This window comes from Cryobacterium sp. PH31-AA6 (genome assembly GCF_030063195.1).
GTDB lineage: Bacteria > Actinomycetota > Actinomycetes > Actinomycetales > Microbacteriaceae > Cryobacterium.
This window is the reverse complement of sequence record NZ_JASISS010000003.1, coordinates 23,278-39,615: the sequence shown is the minus strand read 5'-3', so window position 1 is coordinate 39,615 and position 16,338 is coordinate 23,278. Positions and strand designations below refer to the sequence as shown.

The 16,338-nt window shown below is 69.5% G+C and carries 14 protein-coding genes; 6 read left to right on the top strand and 8 right to left on the bottom strand.

What is annotated here, in order from left to right:
• The first annotated feature begins 143 nt into the window (after positions 1-143).
• Both QMG61_RS03575 and QMG61_RS03570 read left to right on the top strand, forming a co-directional pair.
• Complete coding sequence (locus QMG61_RS03575; RefSeq protein ID WP_502847003.1) at positions 144-1,520, top strand: NCS2 family permease; 1,377 nt, start codon at positions 144-146, stop codon at positions 1,518-1,520.
• Between the two features lie 118 nt (positions 1,521-1,638).
• Positions 1,639-1,962: a hypothetical protein gene (locus QMG61_RS03570; RefSeq protein ID WP_283492967.1), complete on the top strand. Its 324-nt coding sequence runs from the start codon at positions 1,639-1,641 to the stop codon at positions 1,960-1,962.
• 40 nt (positions 1,963-2,002) lie between these two features.
• On the opposite strand, the gene QMG61_RS03565 is transcribed toward QMG61_RS03570, so the two are convergent.
• From QMG61_RS03565 to QMG61_RS03545, 5 genes are all read right to left on the bottom strand, one after another.
• Positions 2,003-2,749, bottom strand: coding sequence for a FadR/GntR family transcriptional regulator (locus QMG61_RS03565; protein WP_283492966.1), 747 nt, complete (start codon positions 2,747-2,749; stop codon positions 2,003-2,005).
• 76 nt (positions 2,750-2,825) lie between these two features.
• The gene (locus QMG61_RS03560; RefSeq protein WP_283492965.1) at positions 2,826-3,617 is read right to left on the bottom strand and encodes a 3-oxoacyl-ACP reductase; all 792 of its coding nucleotides are present in this window, start codon (positions 3,615-3,617) and stop codon (positions 2,826-2,828) included.
• A gap of 66 nt (positions 3,618-3,683) precedes the next feature.
• Complete coding sequence (locus QMG61_RS03555) at positions 3,684-5,045, bottom strand: aldehyde dehydrogenase family protein (RefSeq protein WP_283492964.1); 1,362 nt, start codon at positions 5,043-5,045, stop codon at positions 3,684-3,686.
• The gene (locus tag QMG61_RS03550; RefSeq protein ID WP_283492963.1) at positions 5,042-5,827 is read right to left on the bottom strand and encodes a gamma-glutamyl-gamma-aminobutyrate hydrolase family protein; all 786 of its coding nucleotides are present in this window, start codon (positions 5,825-5,827) and stop codon (positions 5,042-5,044) included. Before QMG61_RS03550 ends, QMG61_RS03555 begins: the two co-directional genes overlap by 4 nt.
• The gene (locus QMG61_RS03545) at positions 5,814-7,181 is read right to left on the bottom strand and encodes a glutamine synthetase family protein (RefSeq protein ID WP_283492962.1); all 1,368 of its coding nucleotides are present in this window, start codon (positions 7,179-7,181) and stop codon (positions 5,814-5,816) included. The genes QMG61_RS03550 and QMG61_RS03545 overlap by 14 nt, the downstream gene beginning before the upstream one ends.
• Positions 7,182-7,400: 219 nt before the next feature.
• On the opposite strand from QMG61_RS03545, the gene QMG61_RS03540 reads away from it, so the two are divergent.
• Both QMG61_RS03540 and QMG61_RS03535 read left to right on the top strand, forming a co-directional pair.
• Entirely contained in the window at positions 7,401-8,945 is a 1,545-nt protein-coding gene (locus tag QMG61_RS03540) for an amino acid permease (protein ID WP_283492961.1), read from the top strand.
• Positions 8,946-9,078: 133 nt separating this feature from the next.
• Complete coding sequence (locus tag QMG61_RS03535; RefSeq protein WP_283492960.1) at positions 9,079-9,993, top strand: alpha/beta fold hydrolase; 915 nt, start codon at positions 9,079-9,081, stop codon at positions 9,991-9,993.
• Between the two features lie 17 nt (positions 9,994-10,010).
• Here QMG61_RS03535 and QMG61_RS03530 read toward each other — a convergent pair whose 3' ends face one another.
• The 3 genes from QMG61_RS03530 to QMG61_RS03520 form a co-directional block, all read right to left on the bottom strand.
• On the bottom strand, positions 10,011-10,790 hold the full coding sequence (locus tag QMG61_RS03530) for a glycosyltransferase family A protein (protein WP_283492959.1): 780 nt from the start codon (positions 10,788-10,790) through the stop codon (positions 10,011-10,013).
• Between the two features lie 70 nt (positions 10,791-10,860).
• Positions 10,861-11,736, bottom strand: coding sequence for a fumarylacetoacetate hydrolase family protein (locus QMG61_RS03525; RefSeq protein ID WP_283492958.1), 876 nt, complete (start codon positions 11,734-11,736; stop codon positions 10,861-10,863).
• A gap of 58 nt (positions 11,737-11,794) precedes the next feature.
• Complete coding sequence (locus tag QMG61_RS03520) at positions 11,795-13,309, bottom strand: AlkA N-terminal domain-containing protein (protein WP_502847002.1); 1,515 nt, start codon at positions 13,307-13,309, stop codon at positions 11,795-11,797.
• A 208-nt stretch (positions 13,310-13,517) separates the two neighbouring features.
• On the opposite strand from QMG61_RS03520, the gene QMG61_RS03515 reads away from it, so the two are divergent.
• Together QMG61_RS03515 and QMG61_RS03510 are read left to right on the top strand one after the other, a co-directional pair.
• A complete protein-coding gene (locus QMG61_RS03515) occupies positions 13,518-14,912 on the top strand; it encodes an FAD-binding oxidoreductase (RefSeq protein WP_283492956.1) in 1,395 nt (464 codons plus the stop codon).
• A 38-nt stretch (positions 14,913-14,950) separates the two neighbouring features.
• A complete protein-coding gene (locus QMG61_RS03510) occupies positions 14,951-16,168 on the top strand; it encodes a PrsW family intramembrane metalloprotease (protein ID WP_283492955.1) in 1,218 nt (405 codons plus the stop codon).
• Positions 16,169-16,338 lie beyond the last annotated feature (170 nt).

Below are 16,338 nucleotides of genomic sequence, written 5' to 3'. Positions count from 1 at the left end.
GGGAACTGAAAATACGCTGAGTCGGACACCAGGAGCACACCATTTCTGCAACAGAGACCCACACATCAACCGAGCCCACCCCCCAGCCGGGCGTGAAGGCCAGGTTGGACCGCTACTTCGAGATCACGGGACGCGGTTCCACCATGGGCCGGGAGGTCCGCGGCGGACTCGTCACCTTCGTGACGATGGCGTACATCGTCATCCTGAACCCGCTCATCCTCGGCGGCTTCAGCGCCGATCAGGCGTCGGTCGACGTCGTCGGCGGCTGGCTGCCCAACGCGCAGGTCGCGGCCGTCACGGCCCTCACCGCCGGGGTCATGACGATCCTGTTCGGCGTTGTCGCCCGGCTGCCGTTCGGTTTCGCCGCCGGCCTCGGCATCAACTCGTTCCTCGCGGTCAGCGTCGTCGGCCAGGTCACCTGGCCTGAGGCGATGGGCCTCGTGCTGATCAACGGGCTCATCATCGTGTTGCTCGCCTCCACCGGGATGCGGGAACTGATCTTCAACGCGGTCCCGCGCCAGCTCAAGATCGCGATCACCGTGGGCATCGGCCTGTTCATCGCGTTCATCGGCCTGGTCGATTCCGGCTTCGTGCGAGCCAGCGGAACGGCGTCCCCGCCCGTGCAGCTCGGCGACGAGGGCTCCATCGTCAGCCTGCCGACGACCGTCTTCGTGATCGGCCTGATCATCCTCGGCATCCTGGTCGCCCGCAAGGTCAAGGCCGCGCTGCTGATCGGCATCGTCGGCACCACGATCATCGCCGTCATCCTCGAGGCGATCTTCAAGGTGGGACCGTCCCTCGGCCAGAACCCCGACGGCTGGAACCTCAACGCGCCCGTCGTGCCGACCACCGTCGTCGCCCTGCCCGACCTCAGCCTGATCGGCCAGGTCAGCTTCGGCGCCTTCGACCGGATCGGCGTACTCGCCGCGATGATGCTCGTCTTCACCCTCGTCTTCACGAACTTCTTCGACGCGATGGGCACCATGACCGGGCTCGCCAACGAGGCAGGGCTCGCCGATGAGAAGGGTAACTTCCCCCGGCTCAAGTCCGCGCTGATCGTCGAGGGCGTCGGCGCCGTCGTCGGCGGGGCGACATCCGGCTCGTCGAACACCGTGTTCATCGAATCGGGGGCCGGCATCGGCGAGGGAGCCCGCACCGGCCTGGCGAACGTGGTCACCGGTCTGCTCTTCCTGGCCGCGATGTTCTTCACGCCGCTCACCCAGATCGTTCCGCTCGAGGTGGCCGCGGCCGCCCTCGTGATCGTCGGCGCGATGATGGTGTCGCAGATTCGCTTCATCGACTTCGCCGAGTTCTCGATCGTGCTCCCGGTGTTCCTCACGATCATCGTGATGCCGCTGACCTACTCGATCGCCAACGGCATCGGCGCGGGCTTCGTGAGCTGGGTGCTGGTGCGCTCGTTCTCCGGCAAGGGCAAGGAAATCAGCCCGTTGCTCTGGGTCGTGGCCGCCGGCTTCCTGATCTACTTCGTGCGCGGCCCGATCCAGGCGCTGCTCGGCTGATCGCCGGGAACCCCCGAGACGGTTCGGGGGCTAACCCCATGTCGGGCGTTCCGGGGCGACCGTAGGGTGAAGGGAGAGTCGCAGGCGCGGCTCTCCCCAGCAGAAGGAGTCTCACCCCATGTCAACCATCGCCCCAGACCAGGCGCCGGTATCCACCCCCCAGCCGGATTCGTCCGGCGCGGAGTCGACAACGCCCAACAGTCCGCTGGCCGTGTCGAGCCTCGTGCTCGGCCTGGTCTCGATCCTGGCCGGCTGGACGTTCCTCGCCCCGCTCGCAGGCCTGATCACCGGAATCCTCGCTCTGGGCCGGGAACCGCAGGCGCGCACCATGGCACTGTGGGGCATCGTTCTCAACGCTGTGATGCTCGCCGGCGCGGTCATCGTCGTGCTCGTCGCCCTCGGGTTCGGACTCGCGCTGCTGCCGTTCGCCTTCATCTTCTAGGTGCTGGCCCCGGCCGGCAGTTCGGCGGCCGGCCACCGGGTCACTCCAGGAAGCCGCGCAGGAGCAGGGCCGTCCCGGCCAGGTGCTCGGTCATCGCCTGCGCTGCCGCGTCCGCCCGGCCGGTCAGGATGGCGGTCACGATTTGCTCGTGCTGGATATCCGAGTGGGCGATGTTCGGTCCGAGCGACGGGATGTGGTCCAGCAACTCGTTCACCCGCATCCGTACCTCGGCCAACAACGGCACCAGCGACGGCGACCCTGACAGCTCGCCGATGGTCAGGTGCAGCCGGGAGTCCAGCCGGCGATAGTCCTCCCCGGTCGCTCCGATCGAGTCGCTGAGACTTCTCCAGAGCACCTCGCGTTCTCCGGGCGACAGGGCGCGGTCGGCCGCGTGCCTGGCGGCACCGACCTCGAGGATCTCCCTCAGCGCCAGTGCGTCGTCGATCTCCGCGGTGCCGATGTTGCGTCGCACGACCAGCTCGCCGCCGGCGTCCACCCCCGGCGTTTGCAGCGGCAGCGCATCGTTGACGAAGGTGCCGCCATAGCGGCCCCGCCGGGAGACGAGGTAGCCGGCCTCGGCGAGGGAAGCGATCGCGTCCCGGAGGGTGTCCCGGCTCACCGCCAGCATGGTGGAGAGTTCCCGCTCGGCCGGCAGGCGCTCACCCGGCGCGATCAGGCCCAGCCGCACGGTCTGCAGCAGCCGTTGCACGGTCTCCTCGAACGCGTTGCCGCTGTGCACGGGGCGCAGCAGCAGCCCGCTGTTCAGGCCTGGCTGATCGTCGATCATGTCTTGTCCCTGCTGTCTTACTGGGTTGCCGTACCGGTTCCCCGGTCGCCGGGGTTCCAGTCCACCACGTTCCGGCCTAGACCGGAGTCACATAGGCCGAGCTGATGCCGCCGTCGACCAGGAAGGTGGAGCCGGTGATGAACGATGAGTCGTCGCTCGCGAGGAACGCGACGGCAGCCGCAAGCTCCTCCGGCTCCGCGAACCGCCCGACCGGGATGTGCACGAGGCGCCGGGCGGCCCGCTCCGGGTCCTTCGCGAACAGCTCCTGCAGCAGCGGGGTGTTCACCGGTCCAGGGCAGAGTGCGTTCACCCGGATCCCCTGGCGGGCGAATTGCACGCCGAGTTCGCGGCTCATCGCGAGCACCCCGCCCTTCGACGCGGTGTAGGAGATCTGGCTGGTCGCTGACCCGAGCACGGCCACGAACGACGCCGTGTTGATGATCGAACCGCTGCCCTGCTTCACCATGTGGCGCAGCGCGGCCCGGCAGCAGAGATAGACCGACTTGAGGTTGACGTCCTGCACCTTCTGCCAGGCCGGCAGCTCGGTCGTCTCGATCGAGTCGTCGTCTGGCGGGGAGATCCCGGCATTGTTGAAGGCCACGTCGACGGACCCGTAGGTGAGGTAGGCGGTGTCGAAGAGTGCGTTGACCTCGTCCTCGTTGGTCACGTCAACTCGCACGAACAGGCCGTCGACGAGGTCGGCGGCCTCGAGCCCCGCCGTCTCGTCGAGATCGCCGATCACCACGGTGGCACCCTCCGCGGCGAATCGCCGAGCGGTGGCCAGACCGATGCCGCTGGCGCCGCCGGTGACGACGGCGACCTTGCCGGCGAGACGCTGGGTGAGGTCGATGGGGGTGATGCTGCTCATGGCTTGCTCCTTCAATGAATGGTGACGGGGACTGCGACTGCGGCCGTGACGCTCGGCGGGCGGGACTCAGTCGACGGCGATGAAAACGTTCTTGGTTTCGGTGAAATTGAGCGGGGCGTCCGGTCCCAGTTCGCGGCCGAGGCCGGACTGCTTGAACCCGCCGAACGGGGTCGAATAGCGCACCGAGGAGTGCGAGTTGACCGAGAGGTTGCCGGATTCAACCGCCCGGGCAACCCGGATCGCCCGGCCGACGTCCCTGGTCCAGATCGATCCGGACAGACCGTATTCGCTGTCGTTGGCCAGGCGCACGGCGTCGGCCTCGTCCTCGAATGGGAGCACAGTGACGACCGGGCCGAAGATCTCTTCCGTGACCGTACGGTCGCTGGGCGAGGCCGGGGTGAGCACGGTCGGAGGGAACCAGAATCCCGGCCCGTCCGGAACCGAACCGCGGAAGGCGACCGGGGAGCCGTCCGGCACGAACGCGGCCACGGCGGCAAGGTGGCCGGCCGACACGAGCGGACCCATCTCGGTGGCCGGATCGGTGGGATCGCCGACCTTCACCCCGGCTACCGCCGGCTCGAGCAGCTCCATGAACCGGTCGTACACGCTCTTCTGGACCAGGATGCGGCTGCGCGCGCAGCAGTCCTGGCCGGCGTTCTCGAACACCCCGTACGGCGCGGTCGCCGCGGCCTTCTCCAGGTCGGAGTCGGCGAAGACGATGTTGGCGCTCTTGCCGCCGAGTTCGAGGGTGACCCGTTTGACCTGGTCGGCGCAGCCGGCCATGATCCGCTTCCCGACCGCGGTCGACCCGGTGAAGACGACCTTGCGCACGGCCGGGTGGGTGACGAAGCGTTCGCCGATCACCGACCCTCGCCCGGGAAGCACCTGGAAGAGTCCCTCCGGCAGCCCGGACTCCACGGCCAGCTCGCCCAGCCGGATGCTGGACAGCGGCGTCCACTCGGCCGGCTTGAGGAGCACCGCATTGCCGGCCGCGAGGGCCGGGGCGAACCCCCAGGCGGCGATCGTCATCGGGAAATTCCACGGCGTGATGATTCCGACCACACCGAGCGGCTCGTTGAACGTCACATCGAGACCGCCGGCCACCGGGATCTGCCGGCCGAACATCCGCTCGGGTGCGGCGGAGTAATAGGAGAGCACGTCCCGCACGTGGCCGGCCTCCCAGAGGGCCTGGCCGATCGGATGCCCGGAGTTGGCCACCTCGATCCGGGCCAGGTTCTCCCGATCCCCGTCCACCGCCTCCGCGAACCGGCGCAGGATGGCGGCCTTGTCGGCCGGGGCGACGGGTGCCCACAGCCTCTGCGCGTCACCGGCGCGGGCGACCGCCTCGTCGGTGGCGGCCAGGTCGAGGTGAGCCACCACGGCCACCTCGGTCTCGTCGGCCGGGTTGATCACGGTGTAGCTGCTCACGAGAGTTCCCTTCGTTCGTGGCTGGGGCGATTTCGGTCGTCGCGGTACCGGTCGGCCGCACGCACGAGACCAGCGAACAGGCGCAGATCCTCGGCCACCTGTTCCGGGTGCCATTGCACGGCGACCCCGAAGGGAACGGCCGGGAGTTCGACGGCCTGGATCACCCCGTCGTCGGTGCGAGCGGTCACGACGAGCCCGGTGCCGAGGGTGTCGATCGACTGGTGGTGGTAGACGGGCACGCTGTGCGGGCCGGCGAGGGCATCGAACAGGCCGTGCAGGCGCGACTCGGGCTCGACCCGCACGTCGACGACATTGAACACGCCGCCTCCGGCCTGGTAGCTGCCGTGGCCGACAAGGTCAGGCAGATGTTGGTGCAGGGTTCCCCCGAGCGCGACGTTCAGCAGCTGGGCACCCCGGCAGATGCCGAGGAACGGCAGCCCCCGGTCGATCGCCTGGCGAAGCAGTTCGTCCTCCCACGCGTCCCGGTCCGGCCGGGGCTCGTCGGTGGCCGGGTGGGCCGCCTGCCCGTAGCGGGCAGGGTCGACGTCCTTACCGCCCGTGACGATCAGGCCGTCGAGGGTGTCGAGCACCCGGGCGACCGTGTCAGGGTCGGCAGGTTGGGGCGGCAGCAGCACGGCGATGCCGCCGGCCCTGATCACCGAGTCGAAGTAGACCCGGGGCAGGAAGGCGGCCGGCACATCCCAGACGCCGGTGCTGGACTGTTCGAGATAGGTGGTCAGACCGATGATGGGATGGGACGGATGCCGGTCAGAGACGCTCAAAGCCGCGCACCCGCTCCCAGTCCGTCACTGCGGCGTCGTACGCCGACAGCTCGATCCTGGCGTTGTTGAGGTAATGATCGACGACGTCGTCGCCGAACGCCTCCCTCGCCACGACGGATTGCGCGAACAGGGCGGTGGCCTCGCGGAGAGACGCCGGCACCCGCACCGCGTCGCTGCCGTAGGCGTTGCCGACGAAAGCGTCCTCGAGTTCCAGCTCGTTCTCGATGCCGTACAGGCCGGCCGCGATCAGGGCGCTGACGGCGAGGTACTGGTTGACGTCGCCGCCGGGCACCCGGTTCTCCACCCGCATGCCGAGTCCGCGGCCCACCACGCGCAGGGCGCAGGTGCGGTTGTCGAAGCCCCACGCGATCGCGGTCGGCGCGAAACTGCCCTCGACGTAGCGTTTGTACGAGTTGATGTTGGGGGCGGAGAACAGGGTCAGCTCCCGCATCACGGCCAGCTGTCCGGCGATGAAATGACGGAACATCTTCGACATCCCGGAGGAGTCGGCGGAGTCGGCGAAGACGGCGTCCCCGTCGGTGCTGCGCAGGCTGATGTGGATGTGGCAGCTGTTGCCCTCCCGCTCGTTGAACTTCGCCATGAAGGTCAGGCTCTTGCCGTGGGCGCCGGCGATCTCCTTGGCGCCGTTCTTATAAATCGAGTGGTTGTCGCAGGTCTCCAGGGCCGTGGCGTATCGGAACGCAATCTCCTGTTGGCCGAGGTTGCACTCTCCCTTGACGCCCTCGCAGTACATTCCGGCACCGTCCATGGAGTTGCGGATGTCCCGCAGGAGCGGTTCCATCCGGGTGGAGGCGAGCAGGGCGTAGTCGATGTTGTAGTCGGTCGCGGGGGTCAGGTCGTGGTAGCCCTTCTTCCACGCCGCCCGGTAGTCGTCGTCGAAAACCATGAACTCCAGTTCGGTGCCGACGAACGGCACCAGGCCGCGTTCGGCCAGCCTGGCGAGCTGGGCCTTGAGGATCTGGCGTGGTGAGGCGACGACCGGGGAATCGTCGAGCCAGTGCAGGTCGGCGGTGACGAGGGCGGTCCCCGGCAGCCAGGGCGCGCGACGCAGGGTGTCGAGGTCGGGGATCATCGCCATATCGCCGTAGCCGTGGGACCAGCTCGACATGGCATAGCCGTCTACCGTGTTCATTTCGACGTCGACGGCAAGCAGGTAGTTGCAGCACTCGGCGCCGTGCTTGGCGACATCCTCGAGGAAGAGCCGGGCGGAGACCCGTTTGCCGACCAGGCGGCCCTGCATGTCAGTGAATGCGACGATGACCGTATCGATCTCACCCACCCCGATGAGCGCGGCCAAGTCTTCCAACGACAGGTTTCCGGTGCGGGGTGCCATGTGGTTCTCCTCGATGAGCCGGTCAAATGGTGAAGTTCTCGACCATTAGAACACAGAACTTCCCATCGAGTAGGAGCAATTTTTCTCGCATCCGAGGACAATCTCTTTTCCAAAGGTATGTACACACAACCATTGGGGTCCTATAGTCAAGCCAAGAAAACTGACGGCGTTGTTCGGTCCTCGTGGGCGCGCGCAACCAGAGCGTAAAGGAAAACCAGGATGTCCAAAGACACCTTGAACGTCTCAGGCGTGCAGTACACGACGGCGGAGGCGGGGTACTTCGAGAAACGTGGGCTCAGACGCAGCGCGGGCATCTGGGGGCTCTGGGGACTCGCCGTCGCGGCGGTCATCTCCGGGGACTTCTCCGGCTGGAACTTCGGCATCGACTTCGCCGGCTTCGGCGGCATGCTGATCGCGTTCGCCCTGCTGATCGTGATGTATTACGGCATGATCTTCAGCATCGGCGAGATGGCGTCGGCGATGCCGCACACCGGTGGGGCGTACTCCTTCGCCCGGGCGGCGATGGGACCGTGGGGCGGCTTCGTCACCGGCCTGGCCGAGACGATCGAGTACGTGGCGACCACCGCGGTGATCGTCTACTTCTCCGCCTCCTACGCCGACGGCATCACCAGCGAACTGCTCGGGTTCTCGATGCCCGCCTGGATGTGGTGGGTCATCCTCTACGCCGTGTTCATCGCGCTCAACTCGGCCGGCGCCGCGATCTCGTTCCGGTTCGCGATCGTCGTCTCGATCATCTCGATCGCCATCCTGCTCGTCTTCTCCGCGATGGCGGTCTTCTCCGGGTTGTTCAGCGTCGACAAGCTCTTCGACATCGCTCCGGATGCCGGACAGACCACGTTCCTGCCGCACGGCGTGATCCCCATCCTCTTCGCCCTTCCCTACGCGATGTGGTTCTTCCTGGGCATCGAGGAGCTTCCGTTGGCCGCCGAGGAATCGCACAACCCGGTCCGCGACATCCCGAAGGCCGGACTCATCGCCCGCACCACCCTCATCATCACCGGTCTGCTCGTGCTGTTCCTCAACACGGGGATCGTCGGCGCCGGCGCCATTGCGACCTCCGGCGAGCCCCTTCTCGACGGCTTCCGGGCGATCGTCGGCGACGGGGCGGCCGCCGTGCTGGCCCTGTTCGCGCTCGTCGGTCTCCTCGCGTCGCTGCAGGGCATCATGTTCGCCTACGGGCGCAACATGTACTCGCTGTCGCGGGCCGGCTACTACCCGAAGTTCCTCTCCCTGACCGGCAAACGGCAGACCCCCGGGGTCGCGCTCCTCGTCGGAGCCGTGTTCGGGTTCGTCGCCCTCGTGCTGGTCGACTCGCTCGGCGGCGCTTCCGGGGTCGCGGGGGCGATCGTGCTCAACATCGCCGTCTGGGGCGCCGTGATCGCGTACGTGCTGCAGATGGTCTCGTTCGTGATCCTGCGCCGAAAGTACCCGAACGCGAACCGCCCCTACCGCAGCCCGTGGGGCGTGCCGGGGGCAGTGATCGCCGGCATCCTCTCGCTCGCGATCTTCTTCGGCTTCTTCATCAACGAACCGGCTCGGCCGGCGATCGCGGCGATCGCCGTGGTCTACGTGGTCATGCTGCTCATCTTCGCGCTCTACGGCCGCACCCGGCTCGTGCTCTCCCCGGAGGAGGAGTACGCGGTGTCCGGCGGCTTGCACGGCGACCCGCAGAAGGAAGGCTACGGCGGGGCCGTCGAGGAAGAGCTGCTCGCCCTGGACGGTAAGGACGAACCGACGCCCTGAGCCGCCCCAGTGCTGTGAAGTGCCCGCCCCCACCAGGGGGCGGGCACCTCGGCGTCGGGCGGTCCGCGGGGGCGTGGCGGCGGGCCCCCCTTGCGCTCTCGCGGGCCGCCCCAGGGAGCGCTACTCTGACGCCATGTCCACACGGTCGCGGCGAAGCGTGGGCGAGCCGGATGCCCGCCCGTTCGATGAGGCCGCCGCGCGGGATCGCGCACTCGCCGACCGAGACTGGACGGTGCCGCCGCCGGGAAGCCGCACCTTCCGCTTTCCCGCACCGAGCGGCGCACTCGCGGCGACGGTGATCGGCGAGCCGGGGCATCCGCGGGTCGTGCTCGTTCCCGGTGCCACCGGGTCGAAGGAAGACTTCGTGTTGCTCGCGCCGCTGCTGGCCGAGGCCGGCTACCTCGTCGAGAGCTACGACCTGGCCGGGCAGTCCGGATCCGCAGCGGCCGGGCCGCCGGGCGGCGAGCCGTTCGGCTACGGCCTCTTCGTCACCGACCTGATCGCGCTCCTGGCGAACGGGGCGTCGCCGTCGCACGTGCTCGGGTACTCGTTCGCCGGAATCGTCGCCGAGATCGCGCTCACCGAACGCCCGGACCTGTTCGCCTCGCTGACCCTGCTCGGCGCGCCGCCGCAGGCAGGCCAGGTGTTCAGGCGGGTGCGCTGGATCGGTGCGCTGAGCTGGCTGATCCCGGCGCGCGGGATCGCCTCCCTGCTGATCTGGGGCCTGCTCACCAACCGCAATCATGCGCCGCCCGGTCGGCTCGCGCTCGTTCGGGCCCGGTTCGACGCCACGAGCCGGCGCAGCGTGGACGACATCGTCGGCCTGATGAAGCGGTCCCCGGACGTGCGGCGGCTCTTGTTCGAGTCGCCGATCCCGATGCTGGTCGCGGTCGGCGAGCACGACCTCTGGCCGACCGGACTGCATCGGGCGTTCGCGAACCGGATCGGCGCGGCCTGCCGGGTCTACGCGACCGGGCACAGCCCCTGCGAGACCACCCCGCACCAGCTGGCGCGGGACATGGTCGCCCTGTTTCAGGGCAGGCTCTGAGCCAGGGAGGTTGTGAGTCAGGGCAGGCTCTGACCGGTCGGGCTCTGCTCTGCCCGCCGCCCGGCCCCGGCCCGCCAGGCGCGGCGTTCGATCCGGAGCCGCCACGGCGCGGCCGCGGGCCAATGCAGCGCGAGGGTGCGATACGCCCAGTTCAGACGTCGGATGAAGCCGGCCCAGCTCTGGAACGGCCTGGCCGAGATGCCGACCCGCAGGGTGTGCTGGTAGGCGACCGTGATCGACGGACCCAGGTGGAGGCTGAGGTCGAGATCGTCGTGGATGTCCCCCCGGTCGCGGTGCACGCGCTCACGCACCTCTCGCCAGGTGTCCCGTCGGATGGCGAAGTTGGACCCGAAGACCGGCGAACCGCCCAGCCACAGCCCGATCGCCCAGAAGTAGCCGCCGATGTAGAGGACCCGGCCGAGTCGTGCCACGGTCGGCGAGCAATCGTAGAAGTCGCCCGGGCCGGTGATGACGTCCACCTCGGGCGATGCCGCGAAGGCCCCGTCGATCCGGGCGAGCCAGTCGGCCGGGGGAATCGAGTCGGCGTCGAGCCGGGCGATCACGTCCCCGCCCGCCGCGTCGAAGCCGGTCGCCGCTGCCGGCCAGATCCCGGGGAACGGGGCCGTGACGACCCGGGCGCCACCGGCGCGCGCAACCGCGGCCGAGGCATCCGTGCTCAGGTTGTCGACGACGATGACCTCGTCGGCGGGGCGGGTCTGTGCCGCCAGAGCCTCGAGGCAGACGGCGAGGAACGACGCGTCGTTGTAGCAGGGGATGACGACCGAGATCGTGGACATCGGGTCCCCTCTCCGACCGCGTCGGGTCCTGGAAGCGAGACTACGCTTGCCGGGCAGATCCGGCTCGTAGTCAGAGCACGCGGCAGTGCGTGGTCAACAGACCGATCTTGTCGATCGCCACCGTGACGGTCGACCCGTCGCGCAGGAATACGGGCGGCTTGCGGCTGTAACCGGCGCCGCCGGGGCTGCCGGTGGAGATGAGGGTCCCCGGCATCAGGGTCGACGTCCGGGAGAGGTAGGAGATGATCTCCGCCACCGTGCGCACCATGTCACCGCTTGAGGCATCCTGCAGGATCCGCCCATCCACGTGGGTGGTCAGCCACAGGTCCTGTGGATCGCCGATCTCGTCCGCCGTGATGACCACCGGCCCGGTGGGGGTGAAGCCGTCGAAGGACTTGCAGCGCGACCACTGCGCCTCGGAGAACTGCAGGTCACGGGCGGTGATGTCGTTGACGACCGTGTAGCCGAAGACATGGTCGAGGGCGTCCTGCACCGCGACGTTGCGGGCCGCGCGGCCGATGACGACCCCGACCTCCGCCTCGTAGTCGACCTGCGTCGTGTGATCGGTCGCCCAGGTGACGGTCGACTCGTGGCCGGTCAGTGAATTGGGCCAGAGCGAGAACACGGTTGCCGCGGACTCGGCGCGGAGCTTGAGCTCCGAGGAGTGGGCGGCGTAGTTGGCGCCGATCGCGATGATCTGCGGCGGCCGGAGCACCGCGGAGGAGTAGCGCAGCTCATCAAGCGGGGTGAGGGTGGCGCCGTGCGACACGGTGTTCATCGCCAGCGCGCGCACCCGGTCGTACTCGTCATCGCCCTTCTCGATCAGGTCTTGAAGGTCGCGCGGGGCGTCGTCCATGATCTCGTCGAGGAATACCGCCGATTCGTCGAATACCGCGGCGAGACGGGGAGTGGACTGGCCTTCAACTCTGAGGTGCGCGAATTTCACCTGTTCAGGCTATCGGCAGCCGGAGGGGTTTGGCTGTGGGGCCGCTCATCCGGGCCGATCAGACCGGTTCCGGCAGCGAAACGGCGGGTGCCCCTGCCGCTCGCCACAGGTGCATGCCGGCGTAACTTCGCCACGGGGCCCAGTCGGCGCCGTGCGCGGCGAGTCGTTTGGCATCCGCCGGAAGGGACAATCGGCCGGCGCCCTGACGCAGCGCAAGGTCGCTGGTGAGCAGGATGTCCGGGCTCCCCAGCACCCGCATGGCCACGTAGCCGGCCGTCCACGGGCCGATCCCGGCCATGGCGATCAGGCTCGCCTCCAACGCCGGCCGGGTCTGCCCGTAGCCGAGCAGGAGGTCGCCCGAGGCGAGGGCCTCGGCGACCCGGATCACCGTGTCGATCCGGGCGGCCGGGCCGCGCAGCACGGAGCGACCGTCCGCCGCGATCCGGGCGGCGGATGGGAAGAGGCGGGACAGCCCCGGCGTGGCGCCGGCATCCGGGAACGACTCGCCCAGGGCGTCGGCGAGCCGGGACAGCGCCGTGCGCGCGGCGTCCACCGAGACCTGTTGGCCGAGGAGGGCACGGAACAGGGTCTCCTCCGGGTCCATGCTTCCCGGCAGCCGGATGCCGGGCGTCGCGGCGACGGAGGCGACGAGCAGCGGATCGGCCGCGAGGGCGTGGTCGATGGCCTGGGCGTCCGCGTCGAGGTCGAGCAGCCGCCGCACCCGGCTGACCAGGGGGGCGAGGTCGGCGAGACTGGTCAGTCGGGCGACGCAGCCGACGAGCGGGGAGCCCGGGGTGCCGGCCAGGGTCAGCTCGACCGAAGCCAGACCGTTCGGCAGCCGCAGCGTGCGCGAGTAGGACCCGGCCGTGGCCACCTCGACGCCCGGGATGGCGCGAACGCCGAGGAAGCGGAGCACGCCGAGACCGTCGAACGGCGCCCGGGCGGGTAGCTGCAGGGTGACGGCGACACCATGCCCGGGCTCGTCAGGTGTCCCGTGCGCGGTCTCGTGCGTGGTCCTGGTTGCGGTCCCACCGGACGGGGCCGCACGGCGCATCGTGCCCCGCAGTTCCGTCGGTGTGCGCTCGTAGACGGCCGCGATGGTGTCGTTGAACTGGCGGATGCTGCCGAAACCGGCGGCGAAGGCGACCTCGCTGATCGGCAGTCCCGTACCGAGCAGGAGCCGGGCGGTCTGCGCGCGGTGCGCGCGGGCCAGCGCCAGCGGGCCGGCGCCGAGCTCGTCGACGAGCACCCGGGTGAGGTGACGTTCGCTGTAGCCCAGCCGTGCGGCGAGCCCGGCCACGCCCTCCCGCTCGACCGCGCCGTCGACGATCAACCGCATCGCCCTGGCGGCCAGGTCATCGCGGATGTTCCACTCCGGTGACCCGGGGACGGCATCCGGCAGGCAGCGTTTGCAGGCGCGCAGGCCGGCCTCGTGCGCGGCGGCGGCGGTGAGGTAGAACGACACGTTCGAGGCCTTGGGGGTGACGGCCGGACAGCTGGGACGGCAGTAGATGCCGGTGGAGTGCACGCCCGTGATGAACTGCCCGTCGAACCGGGAATCCCGTGACGACATGGCGCGGTAGCGTTCGGCGAAGGCCGGGTCGGTGGCGGGGCCTCGGCGGGCGGGGCTGCGTTCGGGCCCGCGGGGTGCGGGCTGGCTGGTGTCGGTCGTGGTCACGATTCCAGCCTGACAGGTTCCGGCTCGACCCGATAGCGGAAATCGGACATGGCCGCCGTTCGGGGTGGGCGCCGCCGCCCGGTCGAGCCGGTACTCTGGCGGGATGAGCGCATTGGAGCGACTGCAGGCCGAACTGGGCACGATCGTCAGCGTGGACCCGGCCGAACTCGGGGCATCCCGGGCCGACAAATCCGGTTGGGTGGCCGCCGGGTTGCCGCTGGCCGTGGTGCGGGCCGCCACCGTCGAACACGTGCAGGCGACGCTGCGCATCGCCTCGGAGTGGGGCGTTCCCGTGGTGACCCGCGGGGCCGGGACCGGGCTGGCCGGAGGTGCCTGCGGTACGGACGGGTCGATCGTGCTCAGCGTCGCCGGGATGAATCGCATTCTGGAGATCCGGCCGGAGGACGAACTGGCGGTGGTCGAGCCGGGGGTGATCAACCAGCAGCTGGGCGACGCACTCCTCGAACACGGACTGTGGTTCGCCCCCGATCCGGCGAGCAGGGCGATTTCCTCGGTCGGGGGCAACATCGCGACCAACGCCGGGGGACTGCTCTGCGTGAAGTACGGGGTCACCAGGGAGGCGGTGCTCGGGCTCACTGTCGTTCTCGCCGACGGCAGTCTGCTCCGTACCGGGCGCCGCACGGTGAAGGGCGTCACCGGCTACGACCTGACCGCGTTGCTCACCGGGTCGGAGGGCACCCTCGGTGTGATCGTGGAGGCGGTCGTGCGTACCAGGGCGATCCCGGCGGGGGACACGGTCACCGTCGGCGCGGTGTTCCCCGACGTCGCCGGGGCGGCCGCGGCATCCGCGCTCATCACGGCGGCACGCATCCGGCCGGCCGTGATGGAACTGATCGACCCGGTCGCGCTGGCCATGATCGCCGCGCATCTCGGGCCGGCGGTGTCGGCCGACCTGCCGCTCGGACGGGGCGCATTCCTGCTGCTGCAGACCGACGGGCCGGCCGCCCGCACGGAGGCCGAGCAGGCCGTGGCCGTGCTCCGTGCGGCGGGCGGTGAGGCACGACTGTCCACGGATGCCGCTTCCGCCGAGCGCCTGCTCGACGTGCGGCGGGCCGCGCACCCGGCCCTGGCCGCCCACGGCCAGGTGCTGATCGAAGACGTCTGCGTACCCCGATCCCGGATGAAGGAGATGTTCGAGCGGATCGCCGAGATCAGCGCACGCACGGGGGTGCCCATCCCGACCGTCGCGCACGCCGGCGACGGCAATCTGCATCCGAATTTCGTCATCCCGGTCGACCCGTTGCTGGCCGACGAGGAGCAGACGGTCCCCGACCTGATCTGGGTCGCCGCCGGCGAGCTCTTCCGGGCGGCGCTCGAACTCGGCGGCACCCTGACGGGCGAGCACGGTGTCGGCGTGCTCAAACGGCGCTGGCTGGCCGAAGAGCTCGGCGACACGAGCTTCGACCTGCAACGGCGGATCAAGGCCGTGTTCGATCCAGTGGGCATCCTGAACCCGGGGACCATGTTCGCCTCCTGAGCGACGCGGGACGCCGGCGCCGTCGTAGGGTGTTGGTCATGACCTTCGAGACCCCGGCGCCCGGACAGAGTCGGGCCGGCCCCCAGGTGAACCCGGCCCCGCATCCGGTGCGGCAGGTGTGGACCACCCCGGTGCGCCGCCCGAGCGGCGCCACCGTCGCGCTCGCGATCCTCGGGATCGTCTTCGGCGGGGCCGCAGTGCTGCTGGTGCTGGTCTATCTCTCCACTTTCCTCGGCCCTGCCGCGTTGCTGATCTGCCTCGGGCTCGCGCTCGTCCCGCTCAGCGTGATCCTGCTCGCGGTGCGCTGGATCGACCGGTGGGAGCCGGAGCCGCGGCCGGCCCTCCTGTTCGCGTTGCTCTGGGGTGCCGGGGTGTCCGTCGTCTCGGCGCTCGTCTTCGACCTGGGGGTGCAACTGGCCCTGGCCGCGTCCGGGGCGGCGACTACCGGCGACGGCGCCGATTTCCTCACCGGCGTGATCCAGGCGCCGATCGTCGAGGAATCGGCGAAGGGCGCCGGCATTCTGCTGTTGTTCTGGGTGCTGCGCCGCCGGTTCGACGGCCCGGTCGACGGTGTGGTCTACGCCGCCACCATCGCCGCGGGATTCGCCTTCTCGGAGAACATCCAGTACTTCGGGGTCGCGATGATCGAGGGGGGAGTGCAGACTCTCGGCTTCACGTTCCTCGTGCGGGGCGTGCTCTCCCCGTTCGCGCACGTCATGTTCACGGCCAGCACCGGCATTGCGGTCGGGCTGGCGGGACGGCGCCGGGCCGGCGGCGGCATCGTCACCGTGCTCTTCGGGTTGCTTGTGGCGATCGCACTGCACGCTCTCTGGAACGGGGCGTTCATCCTGCTCGTCGGCGACGCGACCCTGATCTCCTATTACCTGCTCGTACAGGTCCCGCTTTTCATCACGGCCATCGTGGTGGTGGTGCTGTTGCGCAGGCAGGAGGAGCGCATCACGCGGCGCCGCCTGACCGAGTATGCGGAGGTCGGCTGGTTCTCCGCCGCCGAGGTGGCCATGCTGGCGACGCCGGCGGGGCGCAGGCAGGCGCTCAGCTGGGCGGCCGCGCAGCCGAAGGACCGACGAATCGGGATGCGCGACTTCATCGCCGACTCGACCCGACTGGCCTTCGCCCGCCAGCGGATGCTCACCGGCCGCGCCGCAAACGTCGACCGGGCCGATGAGGCGCAACTGCTGGCTCTGGTGCGCCACGACCGGGCCGCGATCGTCGGCGAGGCCCGTGCGGTGCGCTGACCGGCAGCAGCAGCGGCAAACGCCGTGGCAGACAAAGAACTCGCCGCCCGGTGGTGTGGCGATGCCGACGACTCTCCCGGACCGGCGAGTTACTGATCCCATAGTGCGCCTCACTGACCCGTTCGCGCAAGGGGTAATTTTCCGGTGTGCGAACGGCGGCCGAATCCGGT

Bases quoted from the DNA above. Each gene is read 5' to 3' on its own strand.
- QMG61_RS03520 (WP_502847002.1), bottom strand. From the start codon at position 13,309: ATGTCGTCACGGGATTCCCGGTTCGACGGGCAGTTCATCACGGGCGTG.
- QMG61_RS03510 (WP_283492955.1), top strand. From the start codon at position 14,951: ATGACCTTCGAGACCCCGGCGCCCGGACAGAGTCGGGCCGGCCCCCAG.
- QMG61_RS03535 (WP_283492960.1), top strand. From the start codon at position 9,079: ATGTCCACACGGTCGCGGCGAAGCGTGGGCGAGCCGGATGCCCGCCCG.
- QMG61_RS03575 (WP_502847003.1), top strand. From the start codon at position 144: ATGGGCCGGGAGGTCCGCGGCGGACTCGTCACCTTCGTGACGATGGCG.
- QMG61_RS03540 (WP_283492961.1), top strand. From the start codon at position 7,401: ATGTCCAAAGACACCTTGAACGTCTCAGGCGTGCAGTACACGACGGCG.
- QMG61_RS03545 (WP_283492962.1), bottom strand. From the start codon at position 7,181: ATGGCACCCCGCACCGGAAACCTGTCGTTGGAAGACTTGGCCGCGCTC.
- QMG61_RS03570 (WP_283492967.1), top strand. From the start codon at position 1,639: ATGTCAACCATCGCCCCAGACCAGGCGCCGGTATCCACCCCCCAGCCG.
- QMG61_RS03565 (WP_283492966.1), bottom strand. From the start codon at position 2,749: ATGATCGACGATCAGCCAGGCCTGAACAGCGGGCTGCTGCTGCGCCCC.
- QMG61_RS03560 (WP_283492965.1), bottom strand. From the start codon at position 3,617: ATGAGCAGCATCACCCCCATCGACCTCACCCAGCGTCTCGCCGGCAAG.
- QMG61_RS03530 (WP_283492959.1), bottom strand. From the start codon at position 10,790: ATGTCCACGATCTCGGTCGTCATCCCCTGCTACAACGACGCGTCGTTC.
- QMG61_RS03515 (WP_283492956.1), top strand. From the start codon at position 13,518: ATGAGCGCATTGGAGCGACTGCAGGCCGAACTGGGCACGATCGTCAGC.